Consider the following 20,584-nt stretch of genomic DNA (forward strand, 5'->3'; position numbering starts at 1 on the left):
ACGCCTCCCCAACCCCCTCCATCGCTCCTTTCAGTCGCTCAGTCGTCCCTCGCGCGGAAGGTCGCGGCGCGCAGTCGCGCGCCGCGCCCTCACGCGCCGACGTGGAAAATTCGGTCCTCTCAGCTCTGCCGAGAGGTTCGGACCGCGGTCCCGTCACCCTCGCCGACCGGCACGGACTCGCCGCCAGCGGCGGTCTCGACCTTCCGGAGCAGGTCGGGCCGGGCGACCACGTAGAGGGTGTCATCGGGCGCGAACAGGCGGTCGTCGCCCGGAATCGTCTCGACGCCGTGGGCGTCCCGGACCGCGACCACCGTCGCGGCGAGGCTTCCGACCGGCGCGCCGACCAGCGGACTGTCGGCCGCCAGCGTGACCGCGCCGACCGTCTCGTCGGCCGACCGGAGGCGCGCGGAGAACTCCCGGTCGGCGCGGGGTTCGGTGGGGAGCGTGACCAGTCGGTACGTGGCGTCGAGGTCGAGGTCGGCCGCGGCGTCGGCATCGAGCGCCAGCGTCACCACGTCGCCGACCGCCGCCCGGAGTTCTGCGGTGGCGACGCGGGCCGGTCGCTCGGAGTCATCGTCCGGCGCGGACGCGTCGCCGCTCCCGTCCGCGGAACCGTCACCCGGCGACTCGCCGCGCCGCCAGACCTGCACGAGGTCGCCCGCGCTCGCGCTGAACGCCGGGTCCGCCCGGACCGCGACGGCAACCGTTCCGGGTGCGAGCGTCGGCCCGAGACCGACCGCCCGGCCCCCGGCCGCGAGATATTCGACGCTCCCGTCGTCGTCGAGTTCCACGTCGATGTGGCCAACGCCGTAGTCGTCGCGGAGTCGCTCGACGAGGCGCTCGCGGAGTTGGGCGACCGTCAGCCCTCTGGGGAATCGGAGCGACGTCCCGGAAAGCGAGTCGGCGGTCTCGGCGTCGAGCGGTTCGTAGCCGTCGATATCGCCGATTTCCTCGGGGAGGTCCACCGTGACGAACCGGCCGACGGACTGGACGAACCGGCCCACGTCGCCCTCGCCAGCGAGCGAGAGCGCGTCCGCGATGACCCGCGACCCGGACCGTGCGCCGACTGCGGCCGCGCCAGCGCCGAGGGCGAACGCGGCGACGTTGACCGCGACGACTTCGAGGGATGGAACGGTCTCGCCGGTGCCGAGAAACTGCCGGAGCGCGGTCGTGGTGTTGAGCCACCCGCCGACGACGCCGAGACCGACCAGCACCGCCAGCCCCTCGGGTATCTCCTCGCGGGCGTACGTCCGGTAGAGGACGCCAACGACGGTGGCGACGCCGCCCGAGAGGGCCGCGAGACCGACGATGCGAGCGACCGCGACCACCGGCCGTTCGAGCGCGGTGAGGAGGTTCACTGGACCGCCTCCCCGAACCGGTCGAGCGCGTCGCGGTTCCCGACGACGTAGAGGAGGTCACCGACCGCCAGCCGCGCGGTTCCGCGCGGCGCGACCGTCCACTCGTCGCCGCGCCGGAGCGCGATGACCGCGACGCCGTAGCGCTCGCGCAGGTCCGCCGCGCCGAGCGTCGCGCCGTCGAGTTGGCTCCCGCTCCGCAACTCGACTCGCTGGACGCGCTTGCCGTCCCGGCGAAGCAGCGACAGCAGTTCGAACTCCCGGTGAGTGCCGCGAGCGCGAACCCGAACCTCGGCCGACTCGGTGCCGAGCAGCGTCCGGGCCTCGCGCCGCGGAACCGCGACCGTCACCCGACCGTCGCCGCCGGTGGCCTGCCCCGACGACGCGCTCACGGTCGGACGCGACGCCGCGGCGTCGTCGGACCGGACGGACTCGTCCGCGGATTTCGAGGAGTCGCTTCCGGCCGACCCGCCGCTCACCGGGACCGACCCCGACCCGTCCGTCCGCGCGCTCAGGACGGTGCCGGTCACGTCGCCCGCGGGCGTCGAGACGGTCACCTCGTCCTTGCGCGCCAGTCCGGACGGCACCAGCGCCTCGACGGAGACGGCGCGCTCGCCCGGCGGGACTCGCCGGGAGAGGGCACCGGTTGGCGGGGCCGCGCTGACGGTGGCCTGCCCCCGCGAGTCGAGAGCAACCGCGACCGCCGCGAGGTCGTAGTCGGTTCGGAGTCGGTCTTCGAGTCGCCGCTCTAACTCCGAGAGCGGCAGGTCCGCGGGGAACGTCCACTCGCCGTCCCGAATCGTCTCCCGGAGGTCGTCGGGGAGCGGGGGATACCCCTCCACGTCGCCGACCTCGCCCGTCGTCCGAACGCGAATCTGGCCGAACCGGCCGACGCGCTCGACGGCGTCGGCCGACAGGCCGCGCTCGCGGAGACCCCGGAGCGTCAGTCGGCGGGGGAACTCCGCGCCCATCCGGTCGCCCTGCGCGTGGGCGTACAGCGTCGCCATCATCACGACCAGCGCAGAGACCAGCGCGCTCGGCGAGGTGACGAACTGGGGGTCGAGCAGGCCGAGCAGGCCGCCCTGAATCCCGGCGATGGCAATGCCGAAGACGAGGACACCGAACCCCGGAATCGTGACGCCGGTGAAGTATTTGAACGTGAATCCGAGCGACCACGCCACTAGCGCGGGGACGACCGCGGAGAGAATCCCGATGTAGAGACCGACGAGGAGGTCGATCAGTAGCGCGGACCCGAGAGCCATGCGTATGCTTTCGGCCAGACGGAGGACCCCTAAAGAACCACCGACGCGTTCGGCCCGTTCGGCGGGGCGTCGAGGGCGCTCACCGACAACCAGAGACACCGTACCGACGAATCACCGAACGACCGACGGTTTATTGACGAAGACGGCGACAGGTACGGGCATGGAGGTGTCGTGGCGGAGACGAGTCGGCGTGCGCGTCACCGTGACGCTGACGTTCGCGGTCGCGGTGCTGTCGATAGCGACCGGCGTCTCTAGCATCGGATTCACCGCGGCCTCGACCCAGAATCTCTTCGGCGGTGGGATTCCCCACTGGGCGCAGGAGACCGCCGGGTTCACCGGCACGCTGACCGGGTTCCTGATGCTGGCCAGCGCGTTCGGAATGCGCCGGGGCTTCCGCGTCGCGTGGTACTCGACGGCCCTCCTGCTCCCGCTGACCGCGGTGCAGGGGCTGGTCCAGTCGAGTCCCTACTCCCTGCCGCTGGTCGTTGCCTCGTTGGCGTCGGTCCCGGTGGTACTGCGGACCCGCAGTCGATTCGACCACGACGTGAACCTATCGGCCTCGCAACTAGCCTCGCTGGCCGCGCTCGCTGGCGTCCAGATGTACGGGACAGTAGGCACGTACGCGCTCGAAGATCACTTCCAGAACGTGAACACGCCCCTCGACGCGTTCTACTACACGCTCGTCACGTCCAGCACGGTCGGGTACGGCGACCTCACGCCGACGACCCAGACAGGTCGTCTGTTTGGCATGACAGTGGTCGTCCTCGGCACGGCGAGTTTCGCCGTCGCGCTGGCCTCCCTGCTGGGTCCCGCCATCGAAGCCCGCCTCGCCACTGCACTCGGAAAAATGACAGAATCACAGCTCGAACTCCTCGAAGACCACGTCATCGTCCTCGGCTACGGCGATTTGACCGAACCGATACTGAACGAACTCGACGGGCAGGCCACCTTCGTCGTCGTCTCGCCCGACCAACAGCGCACGACCGAACTCTCGGACCGCGGGTTCAAAGTGCTGAAGGCCGACCCGAGCGACGAGGACCCGTTGAGACGGGTCGGCATCGAGGAGGCGCGGGCAGTCGTCGCCGCCACGAACAACGACGCCGAGGACGCGCTGGCCGTGCTAACCGCCCGCCAACTCAACCCCGAGGTCCGCATCGTCGCCGCGGCCACCGAGCGCGAGAACGTGGACAAACTCAAACGCGCGGGGGCCGACACCGTCATCAGTCCCGCGACCATCGGGGGCCACCTGCTCGTCCGGTCGGCGCTCGGGAGCGACGGGATGGAGAGCATCGCCGACCGCCTCACGGGCGAGTCCGCGAAGCGGTGAGGACGACCGGCCGCCGGGGCTACCCCCGGTGGACGATGGCAACGTCGCAGTCTAACTCGTGGATGCGCTCGAACGTCGGCGGCGAGACGAACCGCGAGGCCGCCGACCGGTCGGTACTCGCACCCATGATGGTGAGGTCGTAGTAGCTGTCGTTGGCCGACAGGAACGACTCGATGGACGACCGCGAGACGCGGGTCTCGAACGACCCCTCGAACGCCTCTACGAGGTTCGCCAGCGTCGTCTCGGCCGCCCGACGCTCGCCCTCGCCGTCGATACAGGTGCAGACGCTGACTCGCCCCGACTCGCCTGCGACCCGGCGGGCGAACTCTATCATCGCGTGTGCGGTGTCGCCCGCCCCCCGAACCGGGACCAGCACGCGCTTCCAGCGCTCGCGCGAGTCGTCGCCCGAGCGGAACGCGACGGTGTCGATGTCGCCACGGAACAGTCCCCGAACGAACGGCGAGAGACTACCCGCTTCCTCCTCGTAAGGGGCGACCACGAGGTCGCAGTTGGTCTCCCGCGCGGTCTTCAGGACGGTCCGCGAGCGGTCGGTGCCGTCCCCGACCACGACCACCTCGCAGGGGATACCGACCTCCGTCTCGATGCGCCGGGCCTCGGCTTCCAGTCGCTCGGCGGAGCGTTGGGCAACTTGGACCTCCTCGGTCTCGACGGCGTCGGTCTCGGCCGCGTCGGTATCGACCAGTCGCGCGTCGGCACCGTCGGTCGGCACCGCCATCGTCCGCGCCGCCTCCTCGACGGACGCCTCGTCCACCACGTCGAGCAGAACGACCTTCCCGGCGTCGTGGGCCGCGGCGAGTCGCGCGCCGAACATCGCTGTCGGGCGGTCGGCGTCGCTCCGCATCGGGACGAGGACGTGGTCGTCACCATTCGTGGACTCGTAGAGGTAGCGCGACCGCCGCTCGTAGAAATGCTTTCGCCAGACGTGGAACGCTCCGGCGACGATGGTGCTGGCGACGAACACCGACCCGACGTACTGGAGGAAGAACGTCCCCACGGAGCCGGGGGTCCCGAACACGGGCGCGATGAGCGCCAGTAGAGCCGTCGAGAACGCGGATGGCTCTTCGAAGTCCAGCGCCCACGTCACCCCGCCGGTGAGGAAGACCGCCAGCGCGGCCTCGACCGGCGAGACGAACAACTCGGTCGCGGCGATGGGGTCGTGGAGCGCGGTGTTGACACCGACCCAGATGGCGACGGTGCCACAGAGCGCCCCGGCAGTGAGTCCGCCGACGAACTTCGTCGGCGAGGCGTAGGTTCCCTCCGGGTCGGCGAACAGCGTGAACGTGCCCGACGCCAGCGGCGGGAACAGGACGAACGGCAGAATCGCCACCGAGTTCGAGATGGCGGTCACGAGCGCGATGAGGAGCGGAACCAAAAGCAGGACCGAGAGGTGAATCAGGTTTCCGGTGTGTTCTATCCACCGGCGGAACTCCCGGACTTCCCGGCGCTCGAACCGACGTACGCGCCGAAGAACTCCAAGATACCGCGCTCGCAGGCCGTCAAACATTATCGACACGTCTGGCGCGGGGCTTCAAATATCTGTCCGCTCGCGGACCCCTCACGTCGGAGCGAAACCGCCGGACAAAAAGCCGACGATCAGACGCTCACTCCGCGAGTTCGACCACGGCGTCGAGCGTGATGAGAATCGCGCGCTCGACGTTGTTCTTGGCCTTCTCGGGCAGTTCCTCGTCCTCGGTCTCGCCCTTCTGAGTTCCCTCCACGAGGTTGCCGTCCACGGTACAGATTGCGCCCGCCTGCATGCCGCGCCGCCGGGTCAGCGAGAAGACGGCCGCGGCCTCCATCTCGACCGAGAGGATGTTGGCCGCCTCCCAGTCCTCGACGTACTGCTCGGTTTCGGCGTAGAAGGCGTCGTCGCTGGCGATGGGACCGACGTGAACGTCTTCGTCGTTCGCCTCGGCGGAGTCCACCAGCGAGGTCAGCACGTCGTAGTCCGGGACCGCGGGATACTCCACGTCCTCGTAGCGCTTGCTCGTGCCCTCGTTTTTGGTCGCGCCGGTGGCGATTATCATGTCGCCGATTTCGATGTCCGACTGGAGCGCGCCGGTCGTGCCGACCCGAATCACCGTCTCGACGCCGACCGCGTGGAGTTCCTCGATAGCTATCGCCGCGGAGGGACACCCGATACCGGTCGAGCAGATGGTGAGGTCGGTGCCCTCGTAAGTCGCGTTGACGACCTTGTACTCGCGGTTCTCGGCGACGACCTCGGAGCTATCGCAGAGACCGGCGATGCGGTCCACGCGGCCGGGGTCGCCGGGGATGAGCGCGATGTCGTTCAGGTCGCCCTCTTCGACGAGGAGATGGGGCTGTTTCGCCATGGGTGAGGGTTCTGGCGAGAGGGAGAAAAAACGCGCGGGTTCGCGGCGAGATGGTACTCTTCGATAGTCATCTCCAAGAACAGAGGCTTGGTCTAAAACTGCCCGTCCAGAAACGCCTCCACGTCCTCGAACGACGGCGCGGTCCGCGCGCCCTCCTCCATCGCCGCGAGCGCGCCGCAGGCGTTTGCGAACTCCAACGCGCGCTCGTAGTCTGCTTCCGGCCCGACGACCCCGTTCTCGCGCAACAGCACCGCGAGGAACCCCGCGGCGAAGGCGTCGCCAGCGCCGGTGGTGTCCACGACTTCGGCGTCGAAGCCCGGATGGTCTACCGCCCTGTTCGGCGTGTCCACGCGCGCGCCGTCCGCGCCGTGTTTGACGACGACGACGCGGCCGTGCAGTTCCGAGGAGGGATGTTCGAGGTCGCTGTCGAGCAGGGTCTTCGCCTCGCGGTCGTTGAGAAACACCACGTCGGAGTAGGCCAGCGCCTCGCCGAAATCCCGCTCGGCGAGGCGTCGGCCGGGGTCGAAACTCACGCTGACGCCCGCGTCCGTGGCGGACCGGGCGAGCGCCGCGGCGGTGTCGGGGCGCTGACTGGTCAGGTGGAGGTGGTCGGCATCGGCGACGAACTCGTGGTCCACGTCGGCGGGCGTGACCTCCTCGTTCGCGCCCTCGTTGCCCAGCACCATGACCTCGCCGTCGTCCTCGACGATGAGGTACTTCGTGGTCGTCTCGCGGGTCTCGACCTCCAGCAGGTGCGAGCAGTCCACGCCCGCGGTCTGCAACCCGCGGCGCACGAACTCGCCGGTCTCGTCGTCGCCGACGCTCCCGACGAGGCCGGTGTCGAACTCCATGCCCGCCAGCGCGACGGCGACGTTGGCGGCGCTTCCGCCGCCCGACCGACGCTGGGAGTCGATACGGGCTTCGCCGTCGGGTTTCGGAAGGGCATCGACGCGGAGGGTCACGTCCCAGTTGACGTGACCGGCGGTGACTACTTCGACCATCGGTGGCGACTGCGGCGGCGGTTTGCGAACGACATACCGCCACGGTAGGCACCCGGCCGTCAAAACGCTGGTGGGTTTCTCGAAATCCGTGGCTCGTGGGTGGAGAGTTGAACTTCCAGTTCTCGAAAACAGGTCGAGGGCGAACGCGGAGCTAGCTACTGCCGACGCAGAGGAGTCACCGCGACTGCACCGCGCCGCACTGCGACTACACAGCACCGCGACCGCAGGCCTCACGCCTCCCCAACCTCTTCTTTCACTCCCTCCGGTCGTTCAGTCATCCCTCGCGCGGTTGGTGCGACGGCGCAGGTGTGCCGTCGCACCAGCACGCGCCGGGAAATAAGTTCAGCCCCAGAAGCCGACAAAACCCGACCTCACGAAACTCCGACATCCCGCACTTACCCCGTCAGGATGAACAGGAGCAGGTTGTGCGCGCCCGGTCCCAACCCGACCGCGGCGACCGTGCCGAGCAGTAAGAACCCCTCGCGGGGGTCCTCGCGGACGAAATCCGCGAACAGAACCACCACAACCTCCGCGATGGCGAGTTTCACGAGGACGAACAGCCACCCGACGCCGAACATCTCGGCGGTCGGGAGCGCGGCGGCCGCGTCGAGGACCGCCCGCGAGACGGGCGTTCGCTCGCCGAACCCGAGCAAGTCTACGCCCACAGCGGTCGAAACCGCGTCGAGCGCGTGGCCGAACAGCGCCAGCGCGCCGGTCGCGCCCGTCGCGGCGGTCACGCTCGGGTACGACCATCTGGTCGCGGCCCAGAGCGTTCCGGCAAGCAGCAACGCCAGCGCGAGACCGACCAGCGGCCAGAAGAGCCGAAGCCCGGTTTCGGACCCCCGAGCGACCGCGTAGGCGACGACCGCGCTCGCGGCCAGCACCCCGACCGCGACCACCGGGCGCTCGGGGTCCGTGGCGGTGTGAATCCCGGCGAGCCAGACCACTCCGGCGACGGCGAACGTCGAGAGGTAGACCGACGGCGTGCCGAGTAGCGGCGCAACCGCCGCAGGCACCCAGTCGAGGACGAACAGGACGTGGAGACTCGACCCGACGACGACCCACGGCGCGAGCGCGAGGACGATGCGGTCGGAGACGTGCGGGTCCGACCGGGCCAGCGCCCCGCCGACCAGCGCCACCGCCGCAAGCAGGCCGACGAGATACGGGAGCGGCGGGAGCGCGAACCCCTCTGGAAGCACCATGCCCGATACGGCGGATTGCGGGGCCGAAAGGTTTGCGGTCGGCGATTCCGGGGTTCCAGTGGTCGGCGACCAGCCCGAACCACCAACCCGACTCCGAGTGCGACGGTGACGTGTTCCCTGGCCGACCGACGATGTATAACCCGCCGTTCGACTTATCCTATTGAGTGGCGAACTAGATTCGGGGGAGACAATGAGCGAACCAACAACCACGAACCGCGACAGCAACGCTGGCGGCTACATCGCGGCCGCGACGGCGCTCGTCGGGACGTGGATACTCATCTCGGCGTTCGTGTACGAACCGCCCGCGGCCAACTTCTGGAACGACGTTATCGTCGGTTCCGCAATCGGCATCATCGCGGGCTACAACGCCGTCAAGGCTGACGACAGGGAGGGTATCAACACCGGCGGCGCGTCGCTGGTCGCGTTCCTCGGTCTCTGGATGGTGGTCGCGCCGTTCGTCTTCGAGACCGTTTTCGAGGCCGCGTTCTGGAGCGACGTGGTGAGCGGCGCGCTGGTCGCGCTCCTCGCGGGCTACAACGTCTACCAGTCCAGAGGGACCGAGCGCCGGACCCGAACCGCTGAGGCCGAAACCCGGTAGCCGGGACGATTCGGACTTTTTCCCGTTCGTCGGCAAAATAGTATCGCGGGATACGGTGTATAGTAGGCGAGTCGTCGCTACCGCGGAGTCGAACCGCCGTTCGGCGATAGCGTGAGAATAGGTAGGTACGATGTCGATCTGTGGGTGACCACTACTCAGGACGTTGTAGAACGGTGCGTCTGAGCGGAATCGGTGACCGAGATAGAAGCGTGGTTGTTGGGACAGTCGGAGAGTTCGAGACTTGATTCGTAACCGACCGACCGGCCCACCTCGAAACCGACTGGCAAACGACTCGGGAGGAATTGCCAAGACGCACTCTCAGAACGAGGCGAGGTCGCTCAACTCGGGACATTGCAAGTGCCTCGCCGAAGGACGAAGGCACGTCGCTCGATTCGACAGAGATTCCGCGGGGTATAAATCTTCGAGCGCTATATCGAATTGCCATCGAATCCGCAAGCGCGTGTCACCAATAGCGAAGCACCTTTTTCGCCCCCGAACTCACGGAGAGCCATGAGCGATGACCCCCTCGCGTGGGAGACCCTCGACTCGGCGGTGGCCTACACTTGTCCGGGTTTCGACGTTCGCAACGAGTCGGTCCGTCTCCCCGACGGGACCGAAACCGACTTCGACTACCTCGACGAGACCGAGAGCGTCGTCGTCCTCCCGTTCACGCCCGACGGCGACGTGGTCGTCATCGAAGAGTGGCGACAGGCCGTCCGGCGGGTCAATCGGAGCCTTCCGGTCGGCGGGATGGAACCGGAAGACGAGGACCGCGCGGCCGCGGCGCGCCGCGAACTCCGCGAGGAGACGGGCCACGAGGCCGAGTCGGTGGAGTTTCTGACCAGCATCGAACCCGCGAACGGAGTTGCGAACTCGGTCCTGCACTTCTTCGTGGCCCGCGAGTGTACCCCGACCGCCGAGCAGGAGTTGGACCACAACGAGTCGATTCGCGTCGAGACGACGACCGTCGAAGAATTGCGCGAGCATATCGCGGAGCGCGAGATTCGTGACGGCCGGACGACGCTCGGACTGCTCTACTACGAGGCGTTCGGGACTTCTGGGGCGTAGGTACGCACGGAATTTGTTTGCCGGACCGACGCCGACCTCGGAGAGAAGTCGGGAGACAACGCTAGCTTCAGGCGTGACCAAATCATGACCGCACCCTCCGCACACCACCGCATGGGCCTCACGCGCCCAACTGGAAATCGACCTTTGCGCGAAATCCGACCGACGCCGGAGAACGGAACCCTTACCCTCCCCGTCCGGCAATAGCGCGCCAATGAGAGACAACTTCGAGATACGCGACCAAGACGGTCTCGGTCGCATCGGGGAGCTTTCGGTCCCGCGGGCGGGCGTGACCGTCGAGACGCCCGCGCTCCTGCCAGTCGTCAATCCCCACGTCCGAACCGTCGAACCCGCCCGGATGCAGTCGGAGTTCGGCGCGGACATCCTCATCACGAACTCCTACATCTTCTACGGGAGCGACGACTACCGCGAGGCGGCGCTGGACCGCGGTCTCCACGACGTGCTGGACTTCGACGGGGCCATCATGACCGACTCGGGGTCGTTCCAGTTGGCCGAGTACGGCGAAATCGACGTGACGACGCCCGAAATCCTCCAGTTCCAGCACGACGTTGGAAGCGACATCGGGACGCCCGTGGACATTCCGACGCCGCCCGACGCCCCGCGAGAGCAGGCCGAAGACGAGTTGGCGACGACCCAAGAGCGTCTCAAAGTCGCCGAGGGCGTCGATGTCGGCGAGATGCTCGTCAACGCGCCCGTGCAGGGTTCGACGTACCCCGACCTGCGCGAGGAGGCGGGTCGCCACGCCGAAGCGACGGACTTGGACGTGTTCCCGGTCGGCGCGGTCGTCCCGCTGATGAACGACTACCGGTACGCCGAGATGGTGGACGTGGTCGCCGGAGCGAAGCGCGGTCTCGGCGCGGACGCGCCGGTCCACCTCTTCGGCGCGGGCCACCCGATGATGTTTGCGCTGGCGGTAGCCATGGGCTGTGACCTCTTCGACTCGGCGGCGTACGCGCTCTACGCCCGCGACGACCGCTATTTGACGGTCCGGGGCACCGAACATCTGGAGGAATTGGACTACTTCCCGTGTTCCTGTCCGGTCTGTGCCGACCACACCCCGGCGGAGTTGCGCGGTCTCGACGCTCGCACGCGCGAGGAGTTGCTAGCCGAACACAACCTCCACGTCACGTTTCAGGAGATGCGGACGGTCAAGCAGGCGCTTCGCGCCGGAAACCTGCTCGAACTGGTCGAGACCCGCGCCCGCGCCCACCCCGCGATGCTCGACGGCTACCGCGCGCTGACCGACCACGCCGACCAGTTGGAGCGCGAGGACTCGGTGTCCAAGGGCGCGTTCTTCTACCTCTCTGGCGAGAGCGCGCGACGCCCCGAGGTCGTCCGCCACCAAGCGCGACTGGAACGGCTCAGTCTCGACTCCGGCGACAGCGTCTTCCTCACCGAGGGCGGACACAGCGACCGCTACGACGAGTCGTGGCGCGTCGTCGCCCCGTTCGGTCCCTTCCCGAAGGCGCTCTCGGAGACGTATCCCCTGACCGCCGAAGTCCCCGAGCGCATGGACGCCGAGGGCTACCGCTCGGCGGCGGAAGGCGTCGCCCGCCTCGCGGCGGCGAATCCGGAGACGGAGTTCACGCTGGCCTACCACGGGTGGCCCGAGAGCGCGCTGGCGCTGGTGCCCGAGGACGTGGACACCGTGGACCTCGCGGAGTAGTCGGTCACTCGGAGAGAGCTTTTTGCCAGATTTCCACCGACACAAGACCGACCATACCACCGAGGAGGTAACTCTGAGTCGGCAGCGTCGGCGGTTCGATGGCGAACATCGACCCCCAAATCACGATTGCGAGAGCGACGATAATGGCGGCTCGACCGCCGACACCGATAGATTCGAACCACGACTCGACGCGCTGGCCGAACCGACTGGCCGCGACCGGACCCGCCGCGGCCGCCCACGAGACGACGCCGAGACCGAGCCACGGCCACGAGACGGTTCCGGCATCGTAGAGTCTGATGGCGGGCGAGACTGCGACGAGGACGAACAGCGCGAGCGACGGCTTGAGCGAGCGTCCGCGAGACCGGTCAGTGTTCACGTTCGGGAAGGCTCTCGTAAATCTGATACTATTTTCGATACCACTGACCGCTCCTCGACACTGGCAAGCAGTCGGCTACGAGCCACGTTACGTGGTCGCTCGTCCGACCGGACACGAGTACGGACCGTGCGCGACGGCGACGGCGAACCCGTCACCGAGCAGGCCCGACTCGCAAGATAGTTGCCCCTCGCTCCCCGACCCGAAAGCATGACCGACTACTTCGAGGTCCACGAGCGCGACGGCGCGGCGCGAATCGCCGAGTTGCGCCTCGCGGACTCGGTGACGACGCCCGCGCTCGCGGACGACTTTCTCGCCGACGCCGGAAGCCTCTGGACGGCCGACCGCGAGATTCCCGAGGGAAGCGACGACGAACTCACGGTTCTCCCCCATCGCGGATTCCCGAGCGGCACCGACGAGGAAGTGATGGATTCCTTTGCTGTCGAGTACCCCGACGTGGACTTCCCGAGCGCGGCGGTCGTCGCGCCCGAAACCGCGGACGACCACGGGGCGGACGCCTACGCCCTCTCGGGCGCGCAGGGGTTCGTCGGCCACGGTGCCGGATTCAAGGAGGCCATCGTCGAGACCCGCGAGGCGATTCCGGCCGACAGCGCGCTCTACCTGCCCGGCGTCGCCACGCCCGCGAACGTCGCCATGCTCGCCTACGCCGGGGTGGACCTCGTGGACGCCGACCGCGCCGTCGTCGCAGGGACACAGGGCGAGTACCTGACGAGCGAGGGCCGACACTTCCTCGAAGACCTCTCGGAACTCCCCTGCGCCTGCCCGGCCTGTCAGAAACCCGTCTCGGAGTTCACCCGCGAGGACTGCGCGGAACACAACGAGAACGCGCTGAGGGCCGAACTCGGCGTGGTCCGCGAGCGAATCCGCGCGGGGCGACTCCGCGACTACATCGAGGGACAGGCCCGCCACGAGCAGTGGCTAACCGCCGCGTTCCGGGAGTTCGACCAGCAGTGGAGCTACGTCGAAGAGCGCACGCCGCTCATCCGCGACACCGAACTCTCGGCCGCGACCGAGGATACCCTCCAGCGCGTCGAAATCAAGCGGTTCGCGGATAGGGTGACGACCCGGTATCAGAATCGGTTCGACAACCCCCTCGTGCTGGTGCCTTGCTCGGCCGCCAAACCCTACAGCGAGTCCCAGAGCCACGGCCAGTTCCACGACGCCATCCAGTTCCGAGGCCACACGGTGTCGATGACCTCGCCCATCGGCGTCGTCCCACAGGAACTCGAACTGACTTACCCCGCCCAGCACTACGACTCGGTGGTGACCGGTCGCTGGTCCGAGGACGAAAAGCAGTTCGTCGCCGAAGTCCTGCGGCGCTACCTCGAACAAAACGACTACCCGCGAGTCATCGCGCACGTCCCGCCGGAGGGGTACCGAGAGGTCTGCGAGCGCGTCGAGGACCAGTTGGACCTCGACTTCGAGTACACCGTCTCCGACCACCCGACGACGACCGAATCGCTCGGCAACCTGATGCGGACCCTCGACGGCGAACTCAAGTACGGCAAGCGCGAGCGCCAGCACAACACCATCCGAGCCATCGCGGACTACCAGTTCGGCGCTGGCGCGGGCGACGCCCTCTTCGACGGGATTCGGACCGAGGCTCGCTACCCCAAGTTGCGGGTCCACGACGACGACGGCGAGCAACTCGCCGCGATGGTGCCCCAGTACGGCGTCCTCTCGTTTACCCTCGCGGGCGCTCGCCGGTGGGTCGATTCCGACGCCCCGACCAAGCGCGTCGAAATCGACAACTTCGCGCCCCACGGGAGCGTCCTCGCGCCGGGCGTCGTAGACGCCGACGACGACGTGCGCGTCGGCGACGAAGTAGTCATCGAGGGACCGAAGGCGTTCGCCGTCGGCCGTGCCGAGATGTCCGGCCCGGAGATGGCCGAGAGTACGCGCGGCATCGCCACCACGGTCCGGCACGTCGAAGAGAAGTAGGCGAAGAGAGCGCGAATACGGCAGGGGCGTACAGCCCGATAGCGGCGATATTTTACTCGGAGCGAGATTAATCCTCCCGCGAATATGGCGCATACGCTCTCGTACCGCCGCAATAACCATGAGCGTCGGCGGCGTATCTCCGCCAACATGGCGACACCTCAACTGGAGTTCGAGAGCGACGTGGCGAGTCGTATTTATCGGTACGTCGAGCGCCACGGGGCGGCCGACCCCGAGGAGGTCCGCGAGCAAGTTCGAGTCTCCGAGAGCGCCGAGTCCAAGCCCGCGCGGTCGGGGACCGAACCGTCGGTCCGTCTGCCGGTCGGGGAGTTCAACGCCCACGTCGAGAGGCTGACCGACGAGGGGCATCTCACCGAGCGCGACGGGAAGTTGGCGGTCGAACCCGACGCGGAGACCGAGCGCCACGAGACTGACGACTTCGCGTACGAGATCCGGCCCGCACGCGAGAGCGACCGCGAGACGGTCGCTCGACTTATCCGCGCGGTGGCCGCGGAAGGTGCCATCGTCGTGGACGAGCGTGTGGCCGACGCAATCGAGCGCGACGACGCGCTGATTCGGCGCAACGAGCGCGAGTCCCGGATGGTGTTCGTCGCCGAGAAACTCGGCGACGAGACCGAGCGCGAAGACGGCGAGAACGGAAATAAAGCGGACGAGGTGGACCGGGAAATCGTCGGATGGGTCTACCTACAGGGCTTCGAACTCCCGGCGCGGGACCACACCGCGGAGTTGACTGTCGGCGTCGCTCCCGAGTACCGCGAGCGAGGCATCGGCGGCACTCTGCTCGAACGCGGAATGGCGTGGGCCGACGCCGAGGACTGCCGGAAGGTGTACCAGAGCCTCCCGGCGACCAACGACGAGGCGCTCGAACTGCTCGAAGAACACGGGTGGTCGCGCGAGGCGACCCGCGCCGACCACTACAAAATCGAGGGCGAACTCGTGGACGAAGTCCAGATGGCCGAGCGGTTGGACGGCGAGTAGCGCGACGCTCACTTGCCGACGAGTCCCGCGAGCAGGCCAACACCGACCCGCGCGAAGGATGACTGAGCGACCGGAGGGAGAGAGAAGAGGTCGGGGAGGCGTGAGGCCCGCGGTTGCGGTGCTGTACGGAGTGATGCGGTTGCAGTGCGTCGCAGTGTGGTTTGATTGGCATCGGCAGTAGCTAGCGCCTCGGTCGCGTTCGACCTCGTTGTGCGACGGCGAGCGACTTCGTCGTACAACATCGAGCCACCTCGTCGTACGACACCGAGACCACTTCTCGGCGTCCGCAGTAGACGACGCCTCCCAGTCTAAAGCGAACTTTATCCGCGACCGTAGGTATTTCACCCGAGAGGACCAACGCGCGGACATGGACGAGATTTCGCTGACGGTTCCCGACCCGATTACCGAGTCGCTTCCCGCCGACGGCGAGGACGCCGCCCGAGACATGCAGCGAGCGGTCGAAGGCTGGGAGCGACGGCTCAACCGGGTCATCGCCGAGGAGGACGACGAGGCCGCCGCGGGCGCAGTCGTGGACATGCTCGAACGCTTCGAAAACCGGTGGGAGCAGTACGACGACTTCGTGGCCGAACTCCGGGCGTGGGGCCAGTCGCCCATCTACGCGATGGCGTGGCGCGACCTGATGGGCGCGCTGATGCGCCAGCTCTACGACCACGAGGACCTCAACGAGCGAATCGACCGCGAGCGCCACGCGCGCCTCGTGAGCGACGGCATCCGGCCGGGGCGATAGCGGACAGCATGACCGACGACGACACGCTCTCGCGCGTCCGCCGGGCGAAAGCGCGCCAGCACAGTGACCACTGGCTCGACGGCGGTGCGGTCGCGGCCGGTGGCGTTCTCACGGTGGCTCCGCAGGTCGCCCCGGCGCTCGCGTTCGCGGCGGGCGTCCCCGAGTCGGCGGTGACCGCCCTCGCGGCGGCGACGCTCCTCGCAACCCTCCTCGGGGCCTACGTCGCGGGGTATCTCGGCGGGTCAGACGGCGCGTCCGGCGCGCGCCACGGAGCCACGGCGGTCGGTTGTGCGGCCCTCGGCGCGGGACTTACCGGGTTCGCGCTCGCGCCGGGGACAGTCACGTCGGTGCTGGTGGGCGTCTCCATCCCGCTCGCGCTGGTCGGACTCACGGCCGCCGGGGCGGCCGTCGGTGCGCTCGTCGGGTCCGTCGGTGGTCGGCGCAAGGGCCGCGACCTGCGAGTGTCGCCCCGGAAGCGCGACGCATGAGTATTTATGCTCGCGGGGTCCCAAGACGGTGACGTGACTCTCGAACTTCGTTTCTTCGCTAACTTCCGGGAGGCGGTCGGCCAGAAGATCGTCGAGCGCGAGTATCCCGACGACGCCACCGTCGGCGACGTTCTCGCGGACCTGACCGACGAGTACGGTCTCGACCTGTTCGAAGACGGCGACCTTCGGACCCAGTTGTCAATCATGAAGAACGGCAAGGACGTGGTCCACCTCGACGGCGTGGACACGCCGCTCTCGGACGGCGACACCCTGAGCGTCTTCCCGCCGGTCGCGGGCGGTTCCGGCGAATCGACTCGCGCGCCGGACGCGGAGCGATAGATGCACGTCGAGAAGTCCTACCGGGGAATCTCCGAGCGACTCGCCCGCAGGTACCTCTCGAACCTCGGCGGCGACATCGAGGGCGGCGACCCGGAGGGCGACGGCGATGTTCTCGCTGACGACTGGCGGGCCAGCGTCTCCTCCGAGAAGGTGAAGATCGGCCGCTCCGTGACGCTGACGGAGGTAACGGTCGTCTTCGAGGGCGACGAGGAGACACTCGACGGAGTAATCGAGAAGTTCTCCCAGAAGGCGATGCGGGCGGGCGGATGAGTTCCCGCCGACCGAACCCTCTCCGACGATGACCGCCGACAACCCCATCGAAGGGCAGGTGCTGGTCCTCACGGCCGCGAAGGCCAGCGTGGGTGGCGACAGGGTGCCGGACCTCGTGGCCGAGGCGCGCCGAGCGGTCGAACCGCGGACCGACGAACTCCGCAGACGGTACGAGCGCGTCCACGCCGACGACGTGCGCGAGATATTCCTCGCGCCCGATGGGTTCTGGGCCGAGGTGGGCGAGGAGCGCGGGTGGTCGCGCCGGGCCGCCGAAGCCGTCGCGCGCGCTCACGCCGAGCAACTGCTTCGGGTCGGCAAGCGCGAGGAGCGCCGCGAGGAGTTCGAGACCGCCCTCGAACTGCGCGAGACCGTCGTCGTCGGTGCCAAAAAATAGCGACCGCAGGATTCACGACCGGCCGCGCCGACTTCGAGACAATGGCTCCGACGCTCAAACGAATCGCGGTCAACCCCGTCAAGTCGCTCGACCCGGAACCCCGCGAGCGCGTCCGACTCGCCGAGCGCGGCGCGCTCGCGGGCGACCGCGAGTACGCCATCGTGGACGCGCCCGCCGACCGACCGCACGACCCGCAGTCGGCGTCCGTCGCCGGTGACGGCGACTACGTGAACGGCAAGCAGACCGACGCGGTCCACCGCCTGCGCTCGTCGGTGGACCCCGACGAGGGGACTCTGACGCTCCGGGTGCAGGGCGACGACGAGACCCACCGATTCGAACTGGACGAGCGCGCCGACCTGAACGACTGGCTGAGCGACTACTTCGGCCGCCCGGTGAGCGTCCGGCGGGAACCGGCGGGCGGGTACCCCGACGACCGGGAGGCGTCGGGACCGACCGTCGTCTCCACGGCGACGCTCCGGGAGGTCGCGTCGTGGTTCTCCGAGATGGACCTCTCGGGCGCGCGCAGGCGGTTCCGCGCGAGCCTCGAAATCGGCGGCGTGGCCCCGTTCTGGGAGGACCGACTCTACGGCGACCGTGGCGAGGTCGTCGCCTTCGAGATCGGCGGCGTCCGCTTCGAGGGCGTCCGGCCCTGCTCGCGCTGTGTCGTCCCGGCGCGAGACCCCGACACGGGCGAGGCGACAGAAGGCTTCCGCGAGACGTTCCTCGAAAAGCGCGAGGCGACCCTGCCCGCATGGGCCGACTCGGATCGACTTGACCACTACTACCAGTTGATGGTCAACACGCGAGTCCCCGAGTCGGAGTGGGGCGAGGAGATAGCGGTCGGCGACGAGGTTCGAGTCGTCGGTACGCGACCCGAGAACTAGTCGGTCGAGACCGAGGCTTCCGAGGCGTCGGCGCGGTCGGCGCTCTCTTCCGCGTCGCCCGCCTCGCCCGCGCTCATCGCCTCGAACCCGCGTTCGAAGTCCGCGATGAGGTCTTTCGGGTGTTCGACGCCCACCGAGACCCGGAGCAGACTGTCGGTAATTCCCAACTCGGCGCGCTCCTCGGCCGGGAGCGGCGAGTGAGTCATGCTCGCCGGATGCTCGATAAGGCTCTCGACGCCGCCGAGACTGACCGCGAGCGTGAACTGCTCCAGCGCCGCGACGAAGTGTTCGACAGCTTCGAGGTCGCCGTCCAACTCGAACGAGAGGACCCCGCCGTGACCGTCCATCTGGTCGTCGGCGAGGTCGTGCTGTGGGTGCGAGTCGAGACCGGGGTAGTGGACCGCCGAGACCTGCTCGTGGGCGTCGAGGTAGGCCGCGACCTCCGCGGCGTTCGTCTCGTGCTGGCGCATGCGCAGGGGCAGGGTCTTCATCCCGCGCAGGATCATGTAGGCGTCGAAAGGGGCCATCACGTTGCCCATCCCCACCTGCTGGAGGAAGCCGATTTCCTCGGCGTAGGCGTCGTCCGAGAGGACCGCCACGCCGCCAAGCGAGTCGCTGTGACCGTTGATGTACTTCGTCGTGCTGTGGACCACCACGTCCGCGCCGAGTTCGAGCGGCCGCTGGAAGTACGGTCCCATGAAGGTGTTGTCCACCCCGAGCAGGGCGTCGTAGTCGTCGGCGATGGCGGCCATCTCGGAGATGTCACACAGTCGGAGCAGGGGGTTCGTCGGCGTCTCCATCCAGAGCAGGGCGGTCTCGTCGGTCGCGGCGGCTCGGACCTCTTCGGGGTCGGTCGCGTCCACGAAGTCCACCGCGACGTTCAATTTGTCGCGGAACAACTCCTTGAGCATCGTATTGGTCCCGCCGTAGAGGTCCTCGAAGGCGACGACGTGGTCGCCCGGTTCGACCGCGGCCATCATCGTCGAGACGATGGCGCTGGTCCCCGAGGCGAACGCCATCGCGTGGTCGCCACCTTCGAGCGCCGCGACGCGCTTCTCGACGGCGCGCCGGGTCGGGTTCGAGAGGCGAGTGTAGAGATACTCGTCGGCGTCGGGGTCCAAGTCTTCGAGCGCGGTCTCCATGTCAATTCCCTCGACCGCGTAGGTGGAGGTAAGGTGAATCGGCGAAGTCACGTCGCCCACTCCGCTCGGGTCCGGTTCCTCGCCGTAGGTCACCGAGAGCGTTTCGAACCGTCGGTCGCCCCGTCCATCGTCAGCCCCAGTCGGTTTTTTGGAAGACATACACAACCAGTGAGGTCTCCGATGAAGAGCTATATCATTCCTTCGACTGCCTCATGCGCCGAAAGAATGCATATCTGCGAAAGATTACCACGGAGAATATCGGCAGGGATTACCATCGTCTTGGCGGATATTTCATAACCGCACAAGTCTGTACGAAACCGATTTCGGCCGCGACGAGCTGGCGCGCGTCGGCGCTCGCCGCGAGGCGAGACGGGTCACTGCGCCTTCGCGTAGACGTTCTCGGTTCGGGTCGTCCCGTCGAGTTGGGTCTCGGCCTCGTCGGTCTTCTCGAAACCGTGGTCCTCGTAGAACGCGTTGCCCATCTCGTTGTCGGCCAGCACCATCGCCTGCATCCGCTCGGCACCCATCTCGGTGAGTCGCTGTTCCATCGCCTCCAGCAGGGCGCTTCCGATGCCCTCGTTCCAACGGTCGGGATGCACGTAGAGGCGCAACACGTCGCCCTCCTCGCCCTCGGTCGCGCCGTGTGCGAACCCGACGATTTCGCCTCCCGATTCGCTCCGCTCCCCGCTCGCGTTTTTCGAGGCGTGAGACGCCTCGCTATCGTCAGTCGCCACCAGGCACACCTGCTCGTCGTCGCCGACGATTCTGGTCATCGTCTCGTCACCGTACCACTCGCTCACGGCGTCCTCGACGACTGATTCGGGCACCACGTCGGCGTACGCTCGCTTCCACGATTCTCGGGCGACCGACCGGATGGTCGGTACGTCGTCGGTCGTTGCGTTGCGAATTTCCATGGTGGTTGTTTGCATGGAACGTGGTTAGCGGTAGCGGTCGGATTCGTCGCGGAGAGTGGCAGAACGAGGATACGTCGCTACCACCGCTCTCGACGAAATTTTTAGTTCTTCTGAACTTTTCGTGTTTCTATGGAGTCATCACTCGGAACAGCATTCGTCCTACTAGTCTCTGTACCAGTCGCGTTCGGTTTGACCGCCCTGTATTTAACGAGTACCCAAAGCT

21 protein-coding genes are annotated in these 20,584 nt (G+C 67.7%); 12 read left to right on the forward strand and 9 right to left on the reverse strand.

All coding sequences use genetic code 11. The features are described 5' to 3' along the window. Window positions 1-119: 119 nt before the first annotated feature. Entirely contained in the window at window positions 120-1,358 is a 1,239-nt protein-coding gene (locus tag EP007_RS04225) for a cation:proton antiporter regulatory subunit (RefSeq protein ID WP_128476465.1), read from the reverse strand. Beyond that, window positions 1,355-2,617, reverse strand: coding sequence for a potassium channel family protein (locus EP007_RS04230; RefSeq protein WP_128476466.1), 1,263 nt, complete (start codon window positions 2,615-2,617; stop codon window positions 1,355-1,357). The genes EP007_RS04225 and EP007_RS04230 overlap by 4 nt, the downstream gene beginning before the upstream one ends. A 160-nt stretch (window positions 2,618-2,777) precedes the next feature. Between EP007_RS04230 and EP007_RS04235 the strand changes: the two genes are divergently transcribed. Next, window positions 2,778-3,944: an NAD-binding protein gene (locus tag EP007_RS04235; protein WP_128476467.1), complete on the forward strand. Its 1,167-nt coding sequence runs from the start codon at window positions 2,778-2,780 to the stop codon at window positions 3,942-3,944. Between the two features lie 19 nt (window positions 3,945-3,963). Here EP007_RS04235 and EP007_RS04240 read toward each other — a convergent pair whose 3' ends face one another. From EP007_RS04240 to EP007_RS04255, 4 genes are all read right to left on the reverse strand, one after another. Then, complete coding sequence (locus tag EP007_RS04240) at window positions 3,964-5,469, reverse strand: HPP family protein (RefSeq protein ID WP_128476468.1); 1,506 nt, start codon at window positions 5,467-5,469, stop codon at window positions 3,964-3,966. Window positions 5,470-5,566: 97 nt separating this feature from the next. Beyond that, window positions 5,567-6,298, reverse strand: a complete 732-nt coding sequence (locus tag EP007_RS04245) for a nucleoside phosphorylase (protein WP_128476469.1) — start codon at window positions 6,296-6,298, stop codon at window positions 5,567-5,569. A gap of 92 nt (window positions 6,299-6,390) precedes the next feature. Then, entirely contained in the window at window positions 6,391-7,299 is a 909-nt protein-coding gene (locus EP007_RS04250; RefSeq protein WP_128476470.1) for a carbohydrate kinase family protein, read from the reverse strand. Window positions 7,300-7,694: 395 nt separating this feature from the next. Continuing rightward, window positions 7,695-8,501: a DUF63 family protein gene (locus tag EP007_RS04255; protein WP_128476471.1), complete on the reverse strand. Its 807-nt coding sequence runs from the start codon at window positions 8,499-8,501 to the stop codon at window positions 7,695-7,697. A gap of 190 nt (window positions 8,502-8,691) precedes the next feature. Between EP007_RS04255 and EP007_RS04260 the strand changes: the two genes are divergently transcribed. The 3 genes from EP007_RS04260 (at window position 8,692) to tgtA (ending at window position 11,851) form a co-directional block, all read left to right on the forward strand. Beyond that, the gene (locus EP007_RS04260; protein ID WP_128476472.1) at window positions 8,692-9,099 is read left to right on the forward strand and encodes an SPW repeat domain-containing protein; all 408 of its coding nucleotides are present in this window, start codon (window positions 8,692-8,694) and stop codon (window positions 9,097-9,099) included. Window positions 9,100-9,609: 510 nt separating this feature from the next. After that, complete coding sequence (locus tag EP007_RS04265; RefSeq protein WP_128476473.1) at window positions 9,610-10,167, forward strand: NUDIX hydrolase; 558 nt, start codon at window positions 9,610-9,612, stop codon at window positions 10,165-10,167. A gap of 211 nt (window positions 10,168-10,378) precedes the next feature. Beyond that, window positions 10,379-11,851, forward strand: a complete 1,473-nt coding sequence (gene tgtA, locus EP007_RS04270) for a tRNA guanosine(15) transglycosylase TgtA (RefSeq protein ID WP_128476474.1) — start codon at window positions 10,379-10,381, stop codon at window positions 11,849-11,851. A 4-nt stretch (window positions 11,852-11,855) separates the two neighbouring features. Here tgtA and EP007_RS04275 read toward each other — a convergent pair whose 3' ends face one another. Continuing rightward, on the reverse strand, window positions 11,856-12,227 hold the full coding sequence (locus EP007_RS04275; RefSeq protein WP_128476475.1) for a hypothetical protein: 372 nt from the start codon (window positions 12,225-12,227) through the stop codon (window positions 11,856-11,858). Window positions 12,228-12,434: 207 nt separating this feature from the next. On the opposite strand from EP007_RS04275, the gene arcS reads away from it, so the two are divergent. The 8 genes from arcS (at window position 12,435) to EP007_RS04315 (ending at window position 18,305) form a co-directional block, all read left to right on the forward strand. Further along, a complete protein-coding gene (gene arcS / locus EP007_RS04280; protein ID WP_128476476.1) occupies window positions 12,435-14,186 on the forward strand; it encodes an archaeosine synthase subunit alpha in 1,752 nt (583 codons plus the stop codon). Between the two features lie 147 nt (window positions 14,187-14,333). Then, the gene (locus EP007_RS04285; protein WP_128476477.1) at window positions 14,334-15,182 is read left to right on the forward strand and encodes a GNAT family N-acetyltransferase; all 849 of its coding nucleotides are present in this window, start codon (window positions 14,334-14,336) and stop codon (window positions 15,180-15,182) included. Between the two features lie 367 nt (window positions 15,183-15,549). After that, window positions 15,550-15,930 (forward strand): hypothetical protein, encoded by a 381-nt coding sequence (locus tag EP007_RS04290; RefSeq protein WP_128476478.1) that lies wholly within the window; start codon window positions 15,550-15,552, stop codon window positions 15,928-15,930. Between the two features lie 8 nt (window positions 15,931-15,938). Beyond that, a complete protein-coding gene (locus EP007_RS04295) occupies window positions 15,939-16,418 on the forward strand; it encodes a hypothetical protein (protein ID WP_128476479.1) in 480 nt (159 codons plus the stop codon). A 33-nt stretch (window positions 16,419-16,451) separates the two neighbouring features. Beyond that, window positions 16,452-16,757 carry a ubiquitin-like small modifier protein 1 gene (locus EP007_RS04300; protein ID WP_128476480.1) on the forward strand — a complete coding sequence of 102 codons (306 nt, stop codon included), beginning with the start codon at window positions 16,452-16,454 and terminating at the stop codon, window positions 16,755-16,757. Then, window positions 16,758-17,027, forward strand: a complete 270-nt coding sequence (locus EP007_RS04305; protein ID WP_128476481.1) for a hypothetical protein — start codon at window positions 16,758-16,760, stop codon at window positions 17,025-17,027. A gap of 28 nt (window positions 17,028-17,055) precedes the next feature. Further along, the gene (locus EP007_RS04310; protein WP_128476482.1) at window positions 17,056-17,421 is read left to right on the forward strand and encodes a hypothetical protein; all 366 of its coding nucleotides are present in this window, start codon (window positions 17,056-17,058) and stop codon (window positions 17,419-17,421) included. A 41-nt stretch (window positions 17,422-17,462) separates the two neighbouring features. Further along, complete coding sequence (locus EP007_RS04315) at window positions 17,463-18,305, forward strand: MOSC domain-containing protein (protein ID WP_128476483.1); 843 nt, start codon at window positions 17,463-17,465, stop codon at window positions 18,303-18,305. On the opposite strand, the gene EP007_RS04320 is transcribed toward EP007_RS04315, so the two are convergent. Together EP007_RS04320 and EP007_RS04325 are read right to left on the reverse strand one after the other, a co-directional pair. Beyond that, a complete protein-coding gene (locus EP007_RS04320; RefSeq protein ID WP_128476484.1) occupies window positions 18,302-19,606 on the reverse strand; it encodes a trans-sulfuration enzyme family protein in 1,305 nt (434 codons plus the stop codon). The genes EP007_RS04315 and EP007_RS04320 overlap by 4 nt on opposite strands. Window positions 19,607-19,821: 215 nt before the next feature. Next, on the reverse strand, window positions 19,822-20,361 hold the full coding sequence (locus EP007_RS04325) for a GNAT family N-acetyltransferase (RefSeq protein WP_166035426.1): 540 nt from the start codon (window positions 20,359-20,361) through the stop codon (window positions 19,822-19,824). Window positions 20,362-20,584 lie beyond the last annotated feature (223 nt).

This window comes from Halorussus pelagicus (assembly GCF_004087835.1).
GTDB lineage: Archaea > Halobacteriota > Halobacteria > Halobacteriales > Haladaptataceae > Halorussus > Halorussus pelagicus.